The 19,757-nt window shown below is 70.1% G+C and carries 17 protein-coding genes and 1 tRNA gene; 7 read left to right on the forward strand and 11 right to left on the reverse strand.

Annotation, left to right across the window (positions count from 1 at the left end):
• Positions 1–116 precede the first annotated feature (116 nt).
• Positions 117–818, forward strand: a complete 702-nt coding sequence (locus ACIGDI_RS35775) for an SIMPL domain-containing protein (protein ID WP_399905707.1) — start codon at positions 117–119, stop codon at positions 816–818.
• 131 nt (positions 819–949) lie between these two features.
• Positions 950–2,386 carry a pyruvate kinase gene (gene pyk, locus ACIGDI_RS35780; RefSeq protein WP_399905710.1) on the forward strand — a complete coding sequence of 479 codons (1,437 nt, stop codon included), beginning with the start codon at positions 950–952 and terminating at the stop codon, positions 2,384–2,386.
• A gap of 41 nt (positions 2,387–2,427) precedes the next feature.
• Here the strand turns inward: pyk and ACIGDI_RS35785 are convergent.
• Positions 2,428–2,500: transfer RNA gene (locus tag ACIGDI_RS35785), tRNA-Leu, on the reverse strand.
• Positions 2,501–2,602: 102 nt separating this feature from the next.
• On the opposite strand from ACIGDI_RS35785, the gene ACIGDI_RS35790 reads away from it, so the two are divergent.
• Positions 2,603–3,259, forward strand: coding sequence for an ANTAR domain-containing response regulator (locus ACIGDI_RS35790; RefSeq protein WP_399905712.1), 657 nt, complete (start codon positions 2,603–2,605; stop codon positions 3,257–3,259).
• A gap of 75 nt (positions 3,260–3,334) precedes the next feature.
• Here ACIGDI_RS35790 and ACIGDI_RS35795 read toward each other — a convergent pair whose 3' ends face one another.
• From ACIGDI_RS35795 to ACIGDI_RS35835, 9 genes are all read right to left on the reverse strand, one after another.
• Positions 3,335–4,051, reverse strand: coding sequence for an ABC transporter ATP-binding protein (locus ACIGDI_RS35795; protein WP_200704792.1), 717 nt, complete (start codon positions 4,049–4,051; stop codon positions 3,335–3,337).
• Positions 4,048–4,941, reverse strand: coding sequence for an ABC transporter ATP-binding protein (locus tag ACIGDI_RS35800; RefSeq protein ID WP_200704793.1), 894 nt, complete (start codon positions 4,939–4,941; stop codon positions 4,048–4,050). Before ACIGDI_RS35800 ends, ACIGDI_RS35795 begins: the two co-directional genes overlap by 4 nt.
• A gap of 6 nt (positions 4,942–4,947) precedes the next feature.
• Positions 4,948–6,774 carry a branched-chain amino acid ABC transporter permease gene (locus tag ACIGDI_RS35805; protein WP_399905716.1) on the reverse strand — a complete coding sequence of 609 codons (1,827 nt, stop codon included), beginning with the start codon at positions 6,772–6,774 and terminating at the stop codon, positions 4,948–4,950.
• Positions 6,775–6,779: 5 nt separating this feature from the next.
• Positions 6,780–7,712, reverse strand: coding sequence for a branched-chain amino acid ABC transporter permease (locus ACIGDI_RS35810; protein WP_399905719.1), 933 nt, complete (start codon positions 7,710–7,712; stop codon positions 6,780–6,782).
• Between the two features lie 116 nt (positions 7,713–7,828).
• Entirely contained in the window at positions 7,829–9,055 is a 1,227-nt protein-coding gene (locus tag ACIGDI_RS35815) for a branched-chain amino acid ABC transporter substrate-binding protein (RefSeq protein ID WP_399905722.1), read from the reverse strand.
• A gap of 287 nt (positions 9,056–9,342) precedes the next feature.
• Complete coding sequence (locus ACIGDI_RS35820; RefSeq protein ID WP_399905724.1) at positions 9,343–9,960, reverse strand: Tat pathway signal sequence domain protein; 618 nt, start codon at positions 9,958–9,960, stop codon at positions 9,343–9,345.
• Positions 9,957–10,376 carry a hypothetical protein gene (locus tag ACIGDI_RS35825; RefSeq protein WP_399905727.1) on the reverse strand — a complete coding sequence of 140 codons (420 nt, stop codon included), beginning with the start codon at positions 10,374–10,376 and terminating at the stop codon, positions 9,957–9,959. Before ACIGDI_RS35825 ends, ACIGDI_RS35820 begins: the two co-directional genes overlap by 4 nt.
• Positions 10,377–10,426: 50 nt before the next feature.
• A complete protein-coding gene (locus ACIGDI_RS35830; protein ID WP_399905730.1) occupies positions 10,427–10,915 on the reverse strand; it encodes a PaaI family thioesterase in 489 nt (162 codons plus the stop codon).
• A gap of 53 nt (positions 10,916–10,968) precedes the next feature.
• Positions 10,969–13,248, reverse strand: a complete 2,280-nt coding sequence (locus ACIGDI_RS35835) for an FdhF/YdeP family oxidoreductase (RefSeq protein ID WP_399905733.1) — start codon at positions 13,246–13,248, stop codon at positions 10,969–10,971.
• A gap of 130 nt (positions 13,249–13,378) precedes the next feature.
• Here ACIGDI_RS35835 and polA point away from each other — a divergent pair, with 130 nt between their 5' ends.
• Both polA and ACIGDI_RS35845 read left to right on the forward strand, forming a co-directional pair.
• On the forward strand, positions 13,379–16,105 hold the full coding sequence (gene polA / locus ACIGDI_RS35840) for a DNA polymerase I (protein WP_399905736.1): 2,727 nt from the start codon (positions 13,379–13,381) through the stop codon (positions 16,103–16,105).
• Between the two features lie 263 nt (positions 16,106–16,368).
• Positions 16,369–16,581, forward strand: a complete 213-nt coding sequence (locus ACIGDI_RS35845) for a hypothetical protein (protein WP_399905737.1) — start codon at positions 16,369–16,371, stop codon at positions 16,579–16,581.
• Here ACIGDI_RS35845 and ACIGDI_RS35850 read toward each other — a convergent pair.
• Positions 16,544–17,410, reverse strand: coding sequence for a DUF4184 family protein (locus ACIGDI_RS35850; protein WP_399905740.1), 867 nt, complete (start codon positions 17,408–17,410; stop codon positions 16,544–16,546). The two genes, ACIGDI_RS35845 and ACIGDI_RS35850, sit on opposite strands and share 38 nt — an antisense overlap.
• Positions 17,411–17,728: 318 nt before the next feature.
• On the opposite strand from ACIGDI_RS35850, the gene ACIGDI_RS35855 reads away from it, so the two are divergent.
• Together ACIGDI_RS35855 and ACIGDI_RS35860 are read left to right on the forward strand one after the other, a co-directional pair.
• On the forward strand, positions 17,729–19,456 hold the full coding sequence (locus ACIGDI_RS35855; RefSeq protein ID WP_399905743.1) for a lytic transglycosylase domain-containing protein: 1,728 nt from the start codon (positions 17,729–17,731) through the stop codon (positions 19,454–19,456).
• A 162-nt stretch (positions 19,457–19,618) separates the two neighbouring features.
• On the forward strand, positions 19,619–19,753 hold the full coding sequence (locus ACIGDI_RS35860; RefSeq protein ID WP_399905746.1) for an SPW_0924 family protein: 135 nt from the start codon (positions 19,619–19,621) through the stop codon (positions 19,751–19,753).
• Positions 19,754–19,757: the final 4 nt, after the last annotated feature.

The raw sequence follows: 19,757 nt of genomic DNA on the forward strand, positions 1-19,757 counted from the left end.
CGTAGATTCTGACCCGAGCATGGCAACCGGCAACAGGCCCGCCAGGTTTCGATCCGGTGACCTCTCTCGCCCCGACCCACCCCGGCGGCGGACGGGGGAGTGACAGAGTGGGGCGTATGACCACGCCCGCATCGGACGACCCGCGCCCCGCCCCCTACGGCACCCCGGACGCCCCCCGCATCGCCGTCCGCGGCGAGGCCCACCTCGAAGTCGACCCCGAGATCGCCCGCATCGGCGTCACCGTCGCCTCCCGCGGCAAGGACCGCCGCGCCGCCCTCGACGACCTCACCCGCCGCAACGCCACGGCCCTGGACCTGATCAAGTCCTACGGCGAGGCCGTGGAGCGCGTCGAGACCGGCGCCTTCTCCATCAGCCCCGAACTGAAGGAAAAGGGGCGCGGGGAGCGCGTCCACGCCTACCACGGCCGCGTCCACATCACCGCCGAGCTCACCGACTTCACCGCCCTCGGCGAACTCACCACCCGACTGGCCGACCTGGAACTGACCCGGGTGGACGGCCCCTGGTGGGCGCTGCGTCCCGGCTCCCCGGCCCACCGGGAGGCCCGGCAGCAGGCGGTGCGGGAGGCCGTGCAGCGGGCGAGGGAGTACGCCGAGGCGCTCGGCACATCGCTCGTCGCCCTGGTGGAGCTCGCGGACATCGGCGCCGAGGAGGCCCAGCCCTACCGCGGCCGGATGCGCTCCATGGCCTACGCGGCGGGCGCCGAGGACGCCCCTGCCGCGCTCGACCTCGAACCGCAGCGGCAGACCGTCGAGGCCATGGTGAACGCCCGGTTCACCATGTCTCCGCCGACGCTCTAGAAGGCCGCGGAATGCTCATCGGAGCATCCCCGCGCACAATTCAATACTTGTCAACGACCTTTCACTCAGAGGTTGTTGAGTAGTCATCCACGACCAATTCCCTACCCGCCGGTAAGGCCTAGGGTCGAATCATGCGCCGAGCAAAGATCGTTTGTACTCTGGGACCCGCAACCGATTCGTACGACCAGATCAAGGCCCTGGTCGAAGCCGGAATGGACGTCGCCCGGCTCAATCTCAGCCACGGCACGCACGCCGAGCACGAGGAGCGGTACCGGCGCGTCCGCAAGGCCGCCGACGAGACCGGCCGCAGCGTCGGCATCCTCGCCGACCTTCAGGGCCCGAAGATCCGTCTCGGCCGTTTCGCCGAAGGTCCCGTACTCCTTGAACGCGGCGACACCTTCACCATCACCGTGGAGGAGGGTGCCGAGGGCGACGGCCACTCCTGCGGCACCACCTACGCCGGCCTCGCCGCCGACGTCACCGCCGGTGAGCGCATCCTCGTCGACGACGGCAAGGTCTGCCTGGAGGTGACCTCCGTCGACGGCCCCCGCGTCCGCACCAGGGTCGTCGAGGGCGGGATGGTCTCCGACCACAAGGGCCTCAACCTCCCCGGCGTCGCGGTCTCCGTCCCCGCCCTGTCCGAGAAGGACGAGGAGGACCTGCGCTGGGCCCTGCGCACCGGCGCCGACGTCATCGCGCTGTCCTTCGTGCGCAGCGGCCGGGACGTCGAGGACGTGCACCGCATCATGGACGAGGAGGGGCGCCGGCTGCCCGTCATCGCCAAGGTGGAGAAACCGCAGGCGGTGGACGCCATCGACGACATCGTCGCCGCCTTCGACGGGGTCATGGTCGCCCGCGGCGACCTGGGTGTCGAAATGCCCCTGGAGCAGGTTCCGATGGTCCAGAAGCGGGCCGTCAAGCTCGCCAGGCGCAACGCCAAGCCGGTGATCGTGGCGACGCAGATGCTGGACTCGATGATCGACAACTCCCGCCCGACGCGCGCGGAGGCCTCGGACGTCGCCAACGCGGTCATCGACGGCACGGACGCGGTGATGCTCTCCGGCGAGACCAGCGTCGGCAAGTACGCCGTCGAGACGGTCCGGACCATGGCGAAGATCGTCGAGGCCGCGGAGGAGGACGTCCTCGCCAAAGGCCTGCCGCCGCTGACCGAGAGCAACAAGCCCCGCACCCAGGGCGGCGCGGTGGCCCGCGCGGCCGCCGAGATGGGGGACTTCCTGGGCGCCCGGTTCCTGGTCGCCTTCACCCAGTCGGGCGACACGGCCCGCCGCCTCTCCCGCTACCGCTCGCCGATCCCGCTGCTGGCCTTCACCCCGGAACAGGCCACCCGCTCCCAGCTCAGCCTGACCTGGGGCGCGGAGACCTTCCTGGGCCCCCACGCGGACTCGACGGACGCCATGGTCGACCAGGTGGACGAACTTCTGCTGAAATACGGCCGCTGCGAAAAGGGCGACATCGTGGTCATCACCGCGGGCTCACCGCCCGGTGTTTCGGGCGCTACGAACATGGTGCGGGTGCATCACATCGGAGAGGACGACAGTCCCAAATAGAAAAGGCGCCCGAAAAGGCGACCTTGGAATAGAAGGAAAAGTACCCCGGGTCGGATTCGAACCGACGCTGGATGGTGTTTGAGACCATTGCCTCTACCGCTGGGCTACCGGGGCTCCCTGTGAAACAAAGGTCGGCGGTCACCCGCCGTGCCCCCACCTTACCGCAGCTGGGTACGCTCTTGTCAGCAGTACCCCTGCCCTGAACAAGGAGCCCCCGTGACCTCCCCCGAGTCGCCCCAGCCCGTAGACGCGCCCGACGACGACAAGTCGCACGTGCCTCCGCTGACGACCCGTGTCGTCATCGCCGAGGACGAGGCCCTCATCCGGCTCGACCTCAAAGAGATGCTGGAGGAAGAGGGCTACAGCGTCGTCGGCGAGGCGGGCGACGGCGAGCAGGCCATCGAACTCGCCCGTGAGCACCGGCCCGACCTCGTCATCCTGGACGTGAAGATGCCCCGCCTCGACGGCATCTCCGCCGCCGAGAAGATCGCCGAGGAGCGGATCGCCCCGGTCCTGATGCTCACGGCCTTCTCGCAGCGGGACCTGGTCGAGCGGGCCCGGGACGCCGGCGCCATGGCCTACCTCGTCAAGCCCTTCAGCAAGAGCGACGTCGTACCGGCGATCGAGATGGCCGTGTCCCGGTTCACCGAGCTGAAGGAGCTGGAGAAGGAGGTCGCCGACCTCACCCAGCGCCTGGAGACCCGCAAGCTCGTCGACCGCGCCAAGTCGATCCTGCAGACCGAGTACGGCCTGACCGAGCCGGCCGCGTTCCGGTGGATCCAGAAGACCTCCATGGACCGCCGCATGTCCATGCAGCAGGTCGCCGAGGCGGTCATCCAGGACGCCGACGAGAAGAAGGCCGGCAAGGGCTGACCTCCGTACGACAGCGGTGAGGCCCGCGTCCCCGGAGAACCGGGGGCGCGGGCCTCGTCGTACCGCCCGAAGGCCTCAGTCCTCGCCGAGGTAGGCCTTGCGCACCGACTCGTCGTGCAGCAGGTCCTGACCGGTGCCGGACAGGACGATGTTGCCGACCTCCATGACATGGCCGTGGTCGGCGAGCGAGAGCGCCGCCTGAGCGTTCTGCTCGACCAGCAGGATGGTCGTGCCCTGGGACTTCAGCTCGGCGATCGTCGCCATGATCTTCTGCATCATGATCGGCGACAGACCCATGGAGGGCTCGTCGAGCATCAGCAGCTTCGGCTGGGACATCAGCGCCCGGCCCATGGCGAGCATCTGCTGCTCACCGCCGGAGAGGGTGCCCGCGGCCTGCTTGCGACGCTCTCCCAGGATCGGGAAGAGCTCGTAGGCGCGCTGGATGTCCTTCTCGATGCCCGCCCGGTCGCTGCGCAGGAACGCGCCGAGGCGCAGGTTGTCCTCGATCGTCATGCGGGGGAAGATGTGCCGCCCCTCGGGGGAGTGCGCGAGGCCGAGGGAGACGATCTGGTGGGCCGGGGTCTTCTTGAGTGACTTGCCGTCGAACCTGATCTGCCCGCCCACCGGCTTGAGCAGCCCGGACAGGGTGCGCAGGGTGGTGGTCTTGCCGGCGCCGTTGGTGCCGATCAGGGTGACGACCTCGCCCGCGTCGACCTTGAAGGAGATGCCCTTCACGGCCTCGATCTTGCCGTAGGCGACGCGGAGGTCCTCGACCTCCAGGAGTGCGGTCATCGGTCGTTCTCCTTGCCGGGCGCGGCGTCCGTCGGGGCGTCGGCGGGTACTTCGGCGGCCTCGTCGTCGGGGGAGCCCTCGAAAGGCTCGCCGAGGTAGGCGGCGATCACGCGCTCGTCGCCCTGCACCGTCGCGCTGTCGCCCTCGACGAGCTTCTCGCCCTGGACGAGCACGGCGACGCGGTCGCAGAGGTTGAAGATGAACCGCATGTCGTGCTCGATGACCAGGACGGCGATGCCCATGTCACGGATGGCGAAGACGAGTTCCTCGGTGGCCCGCGTCTCCTGCGGGTTCATGCCGGCGGTCGGCTCGTCGAGCAGGAGCAGTCCCGGCTCGCTCGCGAGGGCGCGCGCGATCTCCAGCTTGCGCTGCTCGCCGTAGGGGAGGTTGCGGGCGAGGTGGTCCGCCTTGCTCGCGAGGCCGACGAACTCCAGCAGCTCCATGGCCCGTTCCCGGGAGGCGTTCTCCGCCCGGTGGAAGCCGGGGCCGCGCAGGACCGCGGACCAGAAACCTTCCTTCGTCCGGGTGTGACGGCCGACGAGCACGTTCTCCAGGACCGTCATGTTGGCGAACAGACGGATGTTCTGGAAGGTGCGCGCGATACCGGCCGCGGTGACCTTGAAGGACTTCGGAGGCAGGACGTCGCCCTTGTAGCGGACCTCGCCCTCGGTGGGGATGTAGAGGCCGGTCAGGCAGTTGAAGAAGGTCGTCTTGCCGGCGCCGTTGGGGCCGATGAGGCCGACGATCTCGCCGCTGTTGACGGTCAGGTCGACATTGCGCACGGCGGTCAGACCGCCGAAGCGCATCGTCACGCCGCGGGCGTCGAGGACGACCTGGCCGGGGGCGGTGGCGCCCGGGGTGGTGCCCTGGGTGGTGGTGTCGGTGGTCATGTGTGGTCAGGCCCCTGTCTTGCTGAGGACTGTGGGCGCTTCGGCCTCTTCGTGGAACTCCAGCTGGCGGCGCCGGTTGGCGACGAGGCCCTCCGGGCGGAAGCGCATGAGCAGGATGAGCGCGACACCGAAGGCGAAGAGCTGGTAGTCGCCGAGGAACTGGAGTTTGTTCGGGATCAGGTAGAGCAGGGAGGCGCCGATCAGCGGACCGCCGATGGTGCCCATGCCGCCGAGGACGACCGCGGCGAGCAGGAAGGCGGAGTTCGGCGGGATGGGCCCGGCGAACTGGTACTGCTCGGGGGTGACGGTGTATGTCACGTGGGCCTGGACAGTACCGGCGAGACCGGCGAGGGAGGCGCCGACGGCGAACGCGATCAGCTTCACGCGGAAGCCGTTGATGCCCATGGCCAGCGCGGCGGTCTCGTCCTCGCGGATGGCGACCCAGGCGCGGCCGATACGGGAGTCGCCGCTGCGCCGGAAGACGAGGACGACGACGGCCGTGATGAGCAGCATCAGCAGGAAGTAGTTGGCGAACCGGCCGATGGTGAAGCCCGCGATGGTGTGCGGCGCACCGAGGTCGAACCCGAGGATGGTGAGGTTCGGGATCGAGGAGATGCCGTTGGAGCCGTTGGTCAGGCTCGGTCCGGAGGTGCCGTCGAGGTTGTTCGCCGTGATGCGGAAGATCTCACCGAAGCCGAGCGTCACGATGGCCAGGTAGTCGCCGCGCAGTCGCAGGGTCGGGGCGCCGATGAGGACACCGAAGACCAGCGAGGCCACGGCGCCGACGAGGACGGCCGCCCAGAACGGGAAGTGCACACCGAACGGCGAGCTGGGGGAGCCGGAGACCAGGGCCGCGGCGTAGGCGCCGACACCGAGGAAGGCGACGTAACCGAGGTCGAGGAGGCCGGCGAGGCCGACGACGATGTTCAGGCCCAGGGCGACGGTGGCGAAGATCAGGATGTAGACGCCGATGGTCGCGTACTGGTCGTCGGTCTGCGTGAACGGGAACAGCGCCGCCGCGATGAAGGCGCCCCAGACGGTGATCGTCTGGTGCCGCGAGGTGATCTCGGTGGCCTGAGCGACGAGACCGGACTTGTTCAGGGCGGCGAAGCCGAAGCCGGCCGTGATCAGGAAGCCGACGAAGAGCTCGTCGTACTGGGTGCCGATGCCGTACGTGAAGACGAGCAGGCCGAGCGCCATGACGACGGCGATGACCAGGATCTCGACGTAGGTCGGGAGCTTGCCCACGGGCCGCGGGGGGCGGGCCGAGAAGGCGGCCTTGACGGTCTCCCACTTGTGGGAGGACTTGTTCTTGAACTTCTCCCAGGAGTCGTCGTCGGGGTCGATCGGGTCGGGCTCGGGCTGCTCGAAGGGCAGGGCCAGGGCGCCGACGAACGCGGCGAGCGTGGCGATCGCCACCAGGTAGCCGCCCGGGTCGAGGTTGACGACGCCGCCGAGCTCGACGCTGATCGCGATGACCGTGTACCAGGCGGTGGCGAAGGCGGCCAACGCGGCGAACTTGAGCGCCGCGTCACCACCGGAGGGGACGATGTACCGCAGTCCCTTGACGCCGTAGCCGGCCAGCGCGAACAGGGTGGTCAGCAGGCCGCCGATGAGGACGAGGACCTGCAGGCCGCCGGGGTAGCCGTAGACCGTGAGGTCGCCGGGGAAGGCGGAGGTCCAGGTCCACGACATGAAGGTGGAGATGATGGTGAGGACGCCGCCGCCGACGGCGAGTGCGCGGCCGATGTGCGGCGGGATGCCGATGAGGCCGGCCGGGGCGGGAGCGGCGGGGGTGCCCGGGGTCTCGGGCGCGGTGGTCTGTGTGGTCATCGGTGTCACGCCCTGTCCGCGACGCGCTCGCCGAGCAGACCCTGAGGCCTGAAGAGGAGCACAAGGATGAGGAGTACGAAGGCCCAGACGTCGGCCCAGGACTGGCTGCCGAACTTTTCCATGCCCGGGATGTTGGAGATGTAGGCGGAGGCGAGGGTCTCGGCGATGCCGAGGACGATTCCGCCGATCATGGCTCCGTAGATGTTGCCGATACCGCCGAGCACGGCCGCGGTGAACGCCTTGAGGCCCAGGATGAAGCCCATACGGAAGTTGACCTCGCCGTACTTCAGGCCGTACGCGACGCCGCCGATGGCGGCGAAGGTGGCGCCGAGGGCGAAGGCGATCACGATGATGCGGTCGGTGTTGACACCCATGAGCTTGGCGGTGTCGGGGTCCTGGGCGGTGGCCTGCATACCGCGTCCGGTGCGGGTCTTCATGACGAAGTACGCGAGGACGGCCATGCTGATGGGCGCGGCGACCAGCAGGAAGATGTCGCCGGTCTGGATGGTGACGTCACCGATGTGGAACGGTCCGCCGTCGATCTGCGGGAACGTCACGGAGGACTTCGCGTCGGGGTACCAGGCCCAGACCGCCTGCTGGAGGGCGAGCGAGAGGCCGATGGCGGTGATGAGCGGGGCGAGACGGGGCGCGTTGCGCAGGGGACGGTAGGCGAACCGTTCCGCTCCCACGGCGACCGTGACGGCGACGATGATGGCACCGACGATCATCAGCGGCAGTGCGACCCCCATGGAGGTGCCGTCCGGCAGGACGTAAAGGTAGACCGTCAGAGCGCCGAACGCTCCGGTCATGAAGATCTCGCCGTGGGCGAAGTTGATGAGCTGGACGATGCCATAGACCATCGTGTAGCCGATGGCGACCAGCCCGTACATGGATCCCAGTAGCAGGCCGTTGACCAGCTGCTGCGGCAGTTCGTTCACCGCATGTCCTCCGAGACTATTCGGATGATTTTCGACGGATGGAGCCGGATGCGAGAACGCGCGGGGCGCCAGTGGAACAGCGCCCCGCGCGGCTCGTGAGTGGTGCGGGAGTGGGGTCAGCCGGTGAAGGTACCGGACTTGACGGCCGCCCAGGCACCGTTCTTCACGGCGTAGACGGTGAGCTGCTTGTTGGTGGCGTCACCGAACTCGTCGAAGGAGACCTTGCCGGTCACTCCGTCGAAGGAGACGTTCTGCATGGCGGCGGTGACCTTGGCACGGGCGTCCGAGGGCAGCTTGCCGTTGTTGTCGTCGACGACCTTCTTCACGGCCTGGATGATCGCCCAGGTCGAGTCGTAGGAGTAGCCGCCGTAGGCGCCGTACTCCTCCGAGTAGCCGCCCGCCTTGTAGTCCGAGACGAACTTCTTGGCGGAGGGCAGGGTCTCGACCGGGGCACCGACCGAGGTGGCGAGGTCGCCGGTGGCCTTGGCCCCGGCCAGCTTGATGAAGGTCGGGTCGAAGATGCCGTCGCCGCCGGCCAGCGGGATGTTGGCACCGGCGGCCTTGATCTGCTTGCTGAGCGGGCCGGCCTGCGGGTACTCACCGCCGTAGTACACGGCCTCGGCACCGGAGTTCTTCACCTGGGTGGCGACCGAGGAGAAGTCCTTGGTGTCGGGGTTGATGTGCTGCGTGCCGACGACCGTACCGCCGAGCTTCTTGAACTCCTGCGTGAAGGTCGCGGCGAGGCCGGCGCCGTAGGTCTTCTTGTCGTCGATGACGAAGACCTTCTTCTTCTTGGCCGTGTTGTAGATGTACTCGGCGGCGAACGGGCCCTGGATGGCGTCCGTGGTCGCGGTGCGGAAGTACGACTTGAACGGGCGGGCCTTCTTGGTCTGCCAGGCGTCGCCCTGGGTGAGCGCCGGGTTGGTGTTGGCCGGGGAGACCTCGACCAGCTTCGCGTCGTCGAACACCTTCTGCATGGACTGTGCCACGGAGGAGTTCAGCGGGCCGACGACGCCCAGGACGCTCTTGTCGGCGACGAAGGCCGAGGCGTTCTGCTGGCCGGACGACGCCTGAGCCTGGTCGTCCTTGGCGACGAGTTTGAAGGTGACCCCGTTGACGGTCTTGTCCTTGTTGGCCGTCTTGACGGCGAGGTCGGCGGAGTTCTTGATACCCAGGCCCAGCGCGGACAGGTCGCCGGTCAGCGGGGCGTCGACTCCGATGGTGACGGTGGTGCCGCCGCTGCCGCTGCTCTTGTCGCCGCTGTCGCGCGAGCCGCAGGCGGTGAGGGTGAGTGCTCCCGCCGCCAGCGCGGCGGTGATGGCGATGAGCGAACGTTGACGCACGATCAGTCCTTTCCCTGGCACGGCCCTTCCCCCTGGAAGTGGCCGAGTCCCTGCGCCCTGCCGAAGTGCTTTTTCGGCTGCACGGTGACTGGCCGTGACTCTAAGCGGGTGGGGGAACCCGGGAGGAGGGTCTGGGGGAGGCTGTGACTCCTTCGTTATGACACGAGGTAATGCAGAGCGGTGCTCTGTGGGCAGTACAGCAGAATTCAGGCCGATTCGCCCAGTCCGCATTCTGAGAACCTGCAGGACCCGACGGGATCTGTCATGCGCTTCGAGGGTTTTGGTAATTACCTGGAAGTGTGCTTGCAGATGCCTTGCAGGGCGGTGGAGAGATGCTGTGCATAGCGCTGTCCGAGGATGTAACTGTGGACTTCTATTGCGCGCGTATTACGCAGAGTTACGTCCAGGAAAGGCAGTCCGGCGCTTTCTGGCGCTTTCCGGCAATCCGTGACGTGCATGGTGATCACGACGTTCCGTGTCCCGCCCGCCCGGGCGCGGAAGGGGGCAAGCGGTTCCGAGGTCAGTGAGATGCCGGGGTAGGGCTGGCTGATGGAGCGCACCGTCACCGGGGGACCGGACTCGACACTCAGAGCGACCGCGAAGCTGAAGCTGCGGGGGCGCACCCCCTTCGGCGTGGCCACCGGTTCGAGGTAGGTGACGTCCACGACCTGAGACGGATACGGCGCCGCCGCGGGCGCCGGTGCGTGCGGCCGGGTCAGATACAGATACCCGCCGGCCGCGAGCAGGACCGTCGCCGCGGCCGCGGCGAGGGCCCCACGGCGGTGCCGGTCGTACCACTGCCCGAACCGGCCACGCGGGCGGCGGGGAAGCGAGGGGGAGTACTCCTCCGCGAGGTCCCGGGCCCGGGTGCCCTCGCCGGGCTCGACGGGGCCGACGCCGCTCATGACCAGGGCCCGTTGCTCGGGCCGCCGGTGCGGTACCAGTCGCGGCAGCCCGCGCGCGCCTCGCGGCCGATCAGCTGGTCGGCCGCGCGGGCGCCGTGCGCCTTCTTCTCCGCCCGGGCGGAGTCGACGACCTCGCGCAGGATGTCGTACTGCCCGTTGGACAGGCCCATCGTCTGATAATCACCGTAGGTGCCGCTGTCGAGCACCTCGCGGGACCAGTGGGCGACGACGCGGGTGCACAGGTCCTCGGGCGAGGTGGTCGCAGGGGTCGGCGTGGACGAGGGCGTGCGCCCGGCGGCCGAACCTCCCGCGGAGCCCGACCCGCCGCACCCGGCGCACAGCCCGCCCGTCACCAGTACCAGCGCCAGCCCGCAGCCGAGCACGAGCCCCGGCCGGGTGGCTCCTCCCGTTCTCATGGCACGACGCTATGGCCTGATCGCCGGGTGCGGCCAGAGGCGGGCCGCCGTCAGCCCGCGGTGCCCGTCGGCACCTCGTCGCCCTGCCGCACGTCCCGCAGCAGGCAGGTCAGCCGCGCGGTGCACACGCGCCGCCCCTCCTCGTCGCTGATCACGATCTCGTACGTCGCCGTCGACCGCCCGCGGTGCACGGGCGTGGCCACCCCGGTCACCATCCCGGACCGCGCGCCCCGATGGTGCGTGCAGTTCAGGTCGACGCCGACCGCGATCTTGGAGCTGCCGCCGTGCAGCATCGAGCCGACGGAACCGAGCGTCTCGGCGAGCACGGCGGAGGCGCCACCGTGCAGCAGCCCGTACGGCTGGGTGTTGCCCTCCACCGGCATGGTGCCGACGACACGGTCGGCGGAGGCCTCCACGATCTCCACGCCCATGCGCGTCCCGAGATGTCCCGCGGAGAAGAGGGCCGGCAGGTCCACGCCGAGGGCGGCGTACTCGTCGATGACCTCCTGCGGGAACCTCACATGCTGCTGTTCGCCCATGGGCCGTGCTCCGTTCGTCCGTGATCAGTCGTGCGGCCTGACTGAGCAAACGCTCAGTCGGTCGACGATTGTTCCAGACGCACCACCACGGACTTGCTGGCCGGGGTGTTACTGGTGTCGGCGGTATGGTCCAGCGGGACCAGGACATTGGTCTCCGGGTAATAAGCGGCCGCACATCCCCGCGCCGTCGGGTAGTGCACCACCCGGAAGCCCGGCGCCCGCCGCTCCACGCCGTCCCGCCACTCGCCGACGAGATCGACGTACGAACCGTCGGCGACCCCCAGCCTCCGGGCGTCCTCCGGGTTGACCAGGACCACCCGGCGGCCGTTGCGGATGCCCCGGTAGCGGTCGTCGAGGCCGTAGATCGTGGTGTTGTACTGGTCGTGCGAGCGCAGCGTCTGCAGCAGCAGCCGGCCCTCGGGCAGCTCCGGGTACTCCACGGGGGCCGCGGTGAAGTTGGCCTTGCCCGTCTTCGTCGGGAAGCGGCGCTCGTCGCGCGGGGCGTGCGGGAGCGCGAAGCCGCCGGGACGGGACACGCGCGCGTTGAAGTCCTGGAAACCGGGGACCACGCGCGCGATGCGGTCACGGATGGTGGCGTAGTCCTTCTCGAACTCCTCCCACGGCACCGTGCTGCCCTCGCCCAGGACGCGGCGGGCCAGCCGGCACACGATGGCGGGCTCGGACAGCAGATGCCCGCTCGCCGGCTCCAGGCGGCCGCGGGAGGCGTGCACCATGCCCATGGAGTCCTCGACCGTCACGAACTGCTCCCCGCCGCCCTGCAGATCCCGCTCGGTACGGCCGAGGGTCGGCAGGATCAGGGCACGCGCGCCCGTGACCACGTGCGACCGGTTCAGCTTCGTCGACACGTGCACCGTGAGGCGGGCGCGCCGCATGGCGGCCTCCGTGACCTCGGTGTCGGGGGAGGCGGAGACGAAGTTGCCGCCCATGGCGAAGAAGACCTTCGCCCGGCCGTCGCGCAGCGCCCGGATGGCCTCGACGACGTCGAAGCCGTGCTCCCGCGGCGGCGCGAAGCCGAACTCCTTCTCCAGCGCGTCCAGGAAGGCGGGCGCGGGCCGCTCGAAGATGCCCATGGTCCGGTCGCCCTGCACGTTCGAGTGACCGCGCACCGGGCACACGCCCGCGCCCGGGCGGCCGATGTTGCCGCGCAGCAGCAGGAAGTTGACCACCTCACGGATGGTCGGCACCGAGTGCTTGTGCTGGGTCAGCCCCATCGCCCAGCACACGATGGTGCGCTTCGAGGCGAGCACCATGCCGAGGGCCCGCTCGATCTCCTCGCGCGTGAGACCGGTCGCGGCGAGCGTCTCGTCCCAGTCGGCGGCCTCGGCCGCGGCCGCGAACTCCTCGTAGCCGTGCGTGTGTTCGCGGACGAACTCCTCGTCGACCGCGCCCTGCGTCTGGAGGATCAGCTTGTTCAGCAGCCGGAACAGGGCCTGGTCGCCGCCGATGCGGATCTGCAGGAACAGATCGGTGAGGGCGGCCCCCTTGAGCACGCCCTGCGGCGTCTGCGGGTTCTTGAACCGCTCCATACCGGCCTCGGGCAGCGGGTTGACGGTGATGATCCGGGCACCGCCCGCCTTGGCCTTCTCCAGGGCGGTGAGCATGCGCGGATGGTTCGTGCCCGGGTTCTGCCCGGCCACGATGATCAGGTCCGCCTTGTACAGGTCCTCCAGCAGGACGCTGCCCTTGCCGATGCCGATCGTCTCCGACAGCGCCGACCCGGACGACTCGTGGCACATGTTCGAGCAGTCCGGCAGGTTGTTGGTGCCGAGCTCGCGCGCGAACAGCTGGTAGAGGAACGCCGCTTCGTTGCTGGTGCGCCCCGATGTGTAGAAGACGGCCTCGTCCGGGGAGCCGAGCGCGGCGATCTCCTCGGCGACGATGTCGAAGGCCCGCTCCCAGCTCACGGGCTCGTAGCGGTCCCCGCCCTCGGGCAGGTACACGGGATGCGTCAGCCGCCCCTGCTGGCCCAGCCAGTACCCGCTCCGGCCCGCCAGGTCGGCCACGGTGTGCGCGGCGAAGAACTCCGGGGTGACCCGGCGCAGAGTGGCCTCCTCGGCCACCGCCTTCGCGCCGTTCTCGCAGAACTCCGCCGTGTGCCGGTGCTCCGGCTCCGGCCACGCGCAGCCCGGGCAGTCGAAGCCGTCCTTCTGGTTGACGTTCAGCAGCGTCAGCATCGTGCGCCGCACGCCCATCTGCCGCTGTGCCATGCGCAGGGTGTGCCCGATGGCCGGAAGGCCGGCCGCCGCGTGCTGCGGCTCGGCGACCTGCGGCGCGTCCTGAACCGGATCGCTCTTGGGCGGCTTCGAGGCCATGACGCCATCTCCTTCACCTGCGCATGTGGGTATGCCTTCGATCCTCGCACGCGCCGCCGACAGGGCAGCCGAAGGTGCGGCCACCCCCGATGGCGGCCGACTGTCAGTGGCACGTGGCAGGATCGGGTCCGTGGCAGAGACAGCATCGAAGAAGACCGAGACGACCTCCGGCGGCAAGCGGCCCCGCCTCATGCTCATGGACGGGCACTCGCTGGCGTACCGCGCGTTCTTCGCGCTGCCCGCGGAGAACTTCACGACGGCGACGGGCCAGCCGACGAACGCGATCTACGGCTTCGCGTCGATGCTGGCCAACACCCTGCGTGACGAGGAGCCCACGCACTTCGCGGTGGCCTTCGACGTCTCCCGCAAGACCTGGCGCTCCGAGGAGTTCACCGAGTACAAGGCGAACCGCTCCAAGACGCCGGACGAGTTCAGGGGCCAGGTCGAGCTCATCGGCGAGCTGCTGGACACCATGCACGTCTCGCGCTTCGCGATCGACGGCTTCGAGGCCGACGACGTCATCGCCACGCTCGCCACCCAGGCCGAGGCCGAGGGCTTCGACGTGTTGATCGTCACCGGCGACCGCGACTCCTTCCAGCTGGTCAGCGAGCACACCACCGTGCTGTACCCGACGAAGGGCGTCTCGGAGCTGACCCGGTTCACTCCGGAGAAGGTCTTCGAGAAGTACGGCTTGACGCCGGCGCAGTACCCGGACTTCGCGGCCCTGCGCGGCGACCCGTCCGACAACCTGCCGGGCATCCCCGGCGTCGGCGAGAAGACGGCCGCGAAGTGGATCAACCAGTTCGGCTCCTTCGCCGACCTGGTCGAGCGTGTCGACGAGGTCAAGGGCAAGGCCGGGCAGAACCTCCGCGACCACCTGGAGTCCGTCAAGCTCAACCGCCGCCTGACCGAGATGGTGCGCACGGTGGAGCTCCCCAAGGCGGTCACCGACCTGGAGCGGGCCCCGTACGACCGCAAGGCCCTCGCGATGGTCCTGGACACCCTGGAGATCAGGAACCCCTCCCTGCGCGAGCGGCTGCTGGCCGTCGACCCGGGTGCCGCCCAGGCGGAGGAGACGCCGGTGATCGCCGACGGCGTGGAGCTGGACGGCACGGTCCTCGGCACCGGCGAGCTCGCCCCCTGGCTCGCCGGGCACGCGGACGGGCCCCTCGGTGTGGCCACCGTCGACACCTGGGCGCTCGGCACCGGCTCGGTCGCCGAGGTCGCCCTCGCGACGGCCGACGGCCCCGCCGCCTGGTTCGACCCCTCCCAGCTGGACGAGGCCGACGAGCGGGCCTTCGCGGCCTGGCTCGCGAGCGACACGAGCCCCAAGGTCCTGCACAACGTCAAGAGCGCCATGCGCGTGTTCGCCGAGCACGGCTGGAGCATCGCCGGCGTCTCCATGGACACCGCGCTCGCCGCCTACCTGGTCAAGCCGGGCCGCCGCTCCTTCGACCTGGACGCGCTGTCCCTGGAGTACCTGGGCCGCGAGCTGGCCCCGGCCGCGGCCGCCGACGGCCAGCTGGCCTTCGGCGCTGACGACGGCGCCGAGGCCGAGGCCCTGATGATCCAGGCCCGCGCCGTCCTCGACCTCGGCGAGGCCTTCACCGGCCGCCTCCAGGAGGTCGGCGCCGCGGATCTCCTCCAGGACATGGAGCTGCCCACCTCCGCTCTGCTGGCCCGCATGGAGCGGCACGGCATCGCGGCCGACCGCGCCCACCTCGAGACGATGGAGCAGATGTTCGCGGGCGCCGTCCAGCAGGCGGTGAAGGAGGCGCACGCGGCGGCCGGACACGAGTTCAACCTGGGCTCGCCCAAGCAGCTCCAGGAAGTCCTCTTCGGCGAACTGGCCCTGCCCAAGACCAAGAAGACGAAGACCGGCTACACCACCGACGCGGACGCCCTCGCCTGGCTCGCCACCCAGACGGACAACGAACTCCCGGTGATCATGCTCCGCCACCGCGAGCAGGCGAAGCTCCGCGTCACGGTCGAGGGCCTGATCAAGACCATCGCCGCGGACGGCCGCATCCACACCACCTTCAACCAGACCGTCGCCGCGACCGGCCGCCTCTCCTCCACCGACCCGAACCTGCAGAACATCCCGGTCCGCACGGACGAGGGCCGGGCCATCCGCCGGGGCTTCGTCGTAGGCGAGGGCTTCGAGTCCCTCCTGACGGCCGACTACAGCCAGATCGAACTGCGGGTGATGGCGCACCTCTCCGAGGACGCGGGCCTCATCGAGGCCTTCACCTCCGGTGAGGACCTGCACACCACGGCCGCCTCCCAGGTCTTCGCGGTCGAGCAGTCCGCGGTCGACGCGGAGATGCGCCGCAAGATCAAGGCGATGTCGTACGGCCTCGCCTACGGCCTGTCGGCCTTCGGCCTCTCCCAGCAGCTGAACATCGAGGCCGGCGAGGCCCGGGCCCTGATGGACGCCTACTTCGAGCGCTTCGGCGGTGTCCGGGACTACCTGCGCCGGGTCGTCGACGAGGCGCGGGCCACCGGCTACACGGCCACCCTGTTCGGCCGCCGCCGCTACCTGCCCGACCTCAACAGCGACAACCGCCAGCGCCGCGAGGCGGCCGAGCGCATGGCCCTCAACGCCCCCATCCAGGGGACGGCGGCCGACATCGTCAAGATCGCCATGCTCCGCGTGGACGGTGCCCTGCGCGAGGCCGACCTCAAGTCCCGCATGCTCCTCCAGGTCCACGACGAAATCGTCCTGGAGATCGCCCCCGGCGAGCGCTCCCGCGTCGAGGAACTGGTACGCCGCGAGATGTCCGACGCGGTCCACCTCAGGGTCCCCCTGGGCGTCTCGGTCGGCGCGGGCCCGGACTGGGAATCGGCAGCCCACTGACGAGACCGGGTCACAGAGGCAGTACCCACCCCACCCCACGACCCGCACTCGCCCACGGGCGGGTGCGGGTCGTGGGGTGCGGCGGTCGTGGGGGGCAGCGGGTCGCGGGGGTGCGACCGGCCGCGGAGGTGCGACCGGCCGCGGAGGTGCGGCGGGCCGTGGGGTGCGGCGCAGCCCCGACCCCGACCCACCCCCAGCCCCACCGTCACCCACGTGGCCCCCGCGAACACGCCCTCCGCCACCCCCGCAGTCAGGATGCGGGCATGGGTATACGCATGCTCAACCGCCGCACGGCGAAAGCGCAGGCTGATGCCGAACCGGCGGCCGCCGAGCCGTCCACGCCGGTCCCGGTCTTCGCGGCCGACGCGAGCACCGCCCGCATCCCCACGGACCTCGTGGCAACCCTGCACCGCACCGCGGCACGTCTCACCGGCCCGCTCACCGGCCGCCTTCGGCACCGCTGGGCCCCACGCTGACCGGCTCCGGGCCGCTGTCCCCGCCCCGGACCGGACGCCGCACCCGCACGCAGACCGCGTACAGCAGCACCCCCAGCACCAGCCCGGCCCCCACCCCGAAGCACAGCGTCGGAACCAGCTCCCAGGGCCGAGCCCGCGCCCCCCATTCCCCCCACCACACGGTCGCCCGCCGCACCCCCGCCACGACCGCGCACCCCGCGATCAACCCCGCGGCCCACCACCGATCCCGCCTCGCCAGCACAGGCACCCCCACCGGACCGGGAACATCGACCCGCACCCGCCGTAGAGCCCGAGCCCCCCATACCCCGATCACGACGGCCGCCACCACCGACCCCCCGTACTGCAGGTACCAGTACAGCGGCGACCCGGCGATCTCCGTCCCCAGCGCGGGAAACCACCGCATCCCCCACCGGTCGGCATGCGTGAACGCATCCCACACCACATGCGTCAGCGCCCCCAGGACCGCCGACGCGTACCACCGCACCGCCGCCCCCGTCCCGACCCGCGAGCGCGCCACCCCGCACCGCAGCAGCACGGCCGGCCGCGCCTGCCAGGCCCGCGGAAGCAACGCCACCACCGGCTCGCGTACCAGCAGCCACAGCCCGACCAGCACCCAGGCCACGACCACGTCGACCGTGAACACACCGGCGAACGAATGGGTGAAGCCGCCGAACTCCATCGCACCGGGCACGGCACTCGCCGCGAAGTAGGTCATGTCGGGGGAGAAGGATCCGGCCACGAGCACAGCCGGAACCAGCCGCCCCCGCCCGCTTCCGTCGCCGCGCACAACGGGCAGTACGGCCGCCGCATGGCTCAGGGTGAACGGCAACAGGGCTCCTCTTGAGTGACGTCGACCGGTCTGCCACCGGCCGTAGATGGCCATCTGGTGAATGGCGGGCACGAACGGGTGCCCATGGCAAGCAAGTTGTCGTAGGGTCGCCTGGGTCACAGCACGGGGCACCGGGCTGCTCGGCAGAACAAGGAACCGGAAAACACAACAGAACCACAGAACGCCGACACCGAGCCGACGAAAAAAGAACAAGCAATCGCCCCACAAGGGCAACCAGCCCCGTGGGTCGATCGTCACATCAAGGCGAGCAGGCAGACAGAGAAGGGCGCTCGGGCGTCCACGGGAGGGGTTCACTCTATGGCGGCGCAATTCGGCAGGAGGCTGGCCAAGGGAGCGGCGACCACCGCCGTGGCAGCGCTGGCGGTCGCGGCCCTGTCCGCGTCGCAGGCGCCCGGAGTCACGGTCGACGGCCACGGCAGACAGACCGCCTCGGACGCCACGCCGTCACCCGACGCGACCGCCGACGCCGGTTCGGCGACCGGCAACTCGCCGTACTACACGGACCTGCCGCCGCTCAACAGCCCCAACCCCAGCCCCTCACCGTCCGCGTCCGGCACTCCCGTGGTCCAGGGCAGCGGCGAGGCGGGCATCCCCGCCACCGTCCTCGACGCCTACAAGAAGGCGGAGACGGCCATGCGCGCGGCCAAGCCGGGCTGCAACCTGCCGTGGCAACTCCTCGCCGCCATCGGCAAGGTCGAGTCGGGACAGGCCCGCGGCGGCCGCGTCAGCGCGGACGGCACCACGCTCTCCCCGATCCTCGGCCCGCAGCTCGACGGCAACGGCTTCGCGCTGATCAAGGACACCGACGGCGGCAAGTACGACGGCAACAGCTCCTACGACCAGGCCGTCGGGCCCATGCAGTTCATCCCGTCCACCTGGGCGTGGGCGGGCCGCGACGGCAACGGGGACGGCAAGAAGGACCCCAACAACGTCTACGACGCCGCCCTCGCCGCCGCCCACTACCTGTGCCGCGACAACTGGGACCTGTCGAACCAGACGGACCTCAACAGCGCGATCCTCAGCTACAACAACTCGCAGGACTACCTGAACACCGTCCTTTCGTGGCTGGAGTTCTACCGCAAGGGCACGCACTCCATCCCGGACGGCACCGGCACGGTTCCGTCGAAGCGCAGCGACAGCGGCGGCAGCGGGAGCCCCTCCAAGCCGCCGACGTCCAAGCCGCCGACCCACAAGCCCTCCACGCCGGGCACCAGCCCCAGCCCGACGCCGGGCGGCGACAGCGGCGGCAGCCCGAGCCCGTCCACCCCGCCGTCCCCGCCCGCCACGCCCACCGACACGGTGGACCACCTGGCGGACGCGGGCACCGCGAAGCTCACCGCGACGGCGGGCGACGAGTTCGCCAAGAAGATCAGCACCAAGGCCGTCACCAAGGCGGGCAAGGCCGTCGCCAAGGTCCGGGTCCGCTTCACGATCGTCGGCGACACCGACACCACCTTCGCCGGCGGCGAGAGCGTGGCCACGGTCGTCACCAACAGCTCCGGCGTGGCCGTGGCACCCGCGCTGCAGGCCGGTGAGAAGACCGGTGACTTCACCGTCCGCGCGACGGTCGTCGGCCGCGCGGTCGCCGCCCTGGACTACGCGGCCACCGTCACCGAGCGCGTCGCCGACACGCTCGTCCGCACCGGCGACACACCTCTCACCTGCACGCCGGGCGGCGAGTTCGCCGACCGGGTCGAGGTGAAGGCCACCTACAAGAGCGAGGTCGCGGACAAGGTCGCGGTCACCGCCACGCTGATCAAGTCCAAGGACGACGCGACCGCGAACGACAAGGGCCCCTACTTCAAGGACGCGGACGGCAAGACCGTACGCACCCTCACGGGCCTGACGACGGACGCCGACGGCAAGCTCCAGCTGCCCAAGATGTACGCGGACGACACCACCGGCACCTTCGTCCTGCGCGTCACCACCGCGGGCGGCGCCACGCTCGACGTCCAGCTGACGGTGGCGGCGGCCGACACCTCCCCGAGCCCGTCGCCCAGCCCGTCGGCGAGCGCGAGCTCGTAAGCGGCGTACCGGCCCGTTCCTCCACGACGACTACGGCGTCCCTCTGCGGAGGGGCGCCGTAGTCGTGTGCGACCTGTTCTCATCTCGGCCGCCCGTTGCTACGGTGCCGGATCTGACGAGGTATCAGTTCCAGGTTCCTCTGCAGTCCGTCGGGAGGCAGGCATGCGCGCCCTGATCGCCGCCGCGACCGGTCTCGCCGTCGCGTTCGCGCTGGTCCTCACGATCACCGCGATGGGGACCCCGCCGGGAAAGACGTCGCCGAAGCCGCTGCTGACGACGGTGCCCGCACACCCGTAGCCGT

Origin of the sequence: Streptomyces sp. NPDC085900 (genome assembly GCF_044540925.1) — a bacterium.
Taxonomy (GTDB): Bacteria; Actinomycetota; Actinomycetes; order Streptomycetales; family Streptomycetaceae; genus Streptomyces; species Streptomyces gilvifuscus.

Bases quoted from the DNA above. Each gene is read 5' to 3' on its own strand.
- ACIGDI_RS35775 (WP_399905707.1), top strand. From the start codon at position 117: ATGACCACGCCCGCATCGGACGACCCGCGCCCCGCCCCCTACGGCACC.
- pyk (WP_399905710.1), top strand. From the start codon at position 950: ATGCGCCGAGCAAAGATCGTTTGTACTCTGGGACCCGCAACCGATTCG.
- ACIGDI_RS35795 (WP_200704792.1), bottom strand. From the start codon at position 4,051: ATGACCGCACTCCTGGAGGTCGAGGACCTCCGCGTCGCCTACGGCAAG.
- ACIGDI_RS35800 (WP_200704793.1), bottom strand. From the start codon at position 4,941: ATGACCACCGACACCACCACCCAGGGCACCACCCCGGGCGCCACCGCC.
- ACIGDI_RS35805 (WP_399905716.1), bottom strand. From the start codon at position 6,774: ATGACCACACAGACCACCGCGCCCGAGACCCCGGGCACCCCCGCCGCT.
- ACIGDI_RS35820 (WP_399905724.1), bottom strand. From the start codon at position 9,960: ATGAGCGGCGTCGGCCCCGTCGAGCCCGGCGAGGGCACCCGGGCCCGG.
- ACIGDI_RS35825 (WP_399905727.1), bottom strand. From the start codon at position 10,376: ATGAGAACGGGAGGAGCCACCCGGCCGGGGCTCGTGCTCGGCTGCGGG.
- ACIGDI_RS35830 (WP_399905730.1), bottom strand. From the start codon at position 10,915: ATGGGCGAACAGCAGCATGTGAGGTTCCCGCAGGAGGTCATCGACGAG.
- ACIGDI_RS35835 (WP_399905733.1), bottom strand. From the start codon at position 13,248: ATGGCCTCGAAGCCGCCCAAGAGCGATCCGGTTCAGGACGCGCCGCAG.
- ACIGDI_RS35845 (WP_399905737.1), top strand. From the start codon at position 16,369: ATGGGTATACGCATGCTCAACCGCCGCACGGCGAAAGCGCAGGCTGAT.
- ACIGDI_RS35855 (WP_399905743.1), top strand. From the start codon at position 17,729: ATGGCGGCGCAATTCGGCAGGAGGCTGGCCAAGGGAGCGGCGACCACC.
- ACIGDI_RS35860 (WP_399905746.1), top strand. From the start codon at position 19,619: ATGCGCGCCCTGATCGCCGCCGCGACCGGTCTCGCCGTCGCGTTCGCG.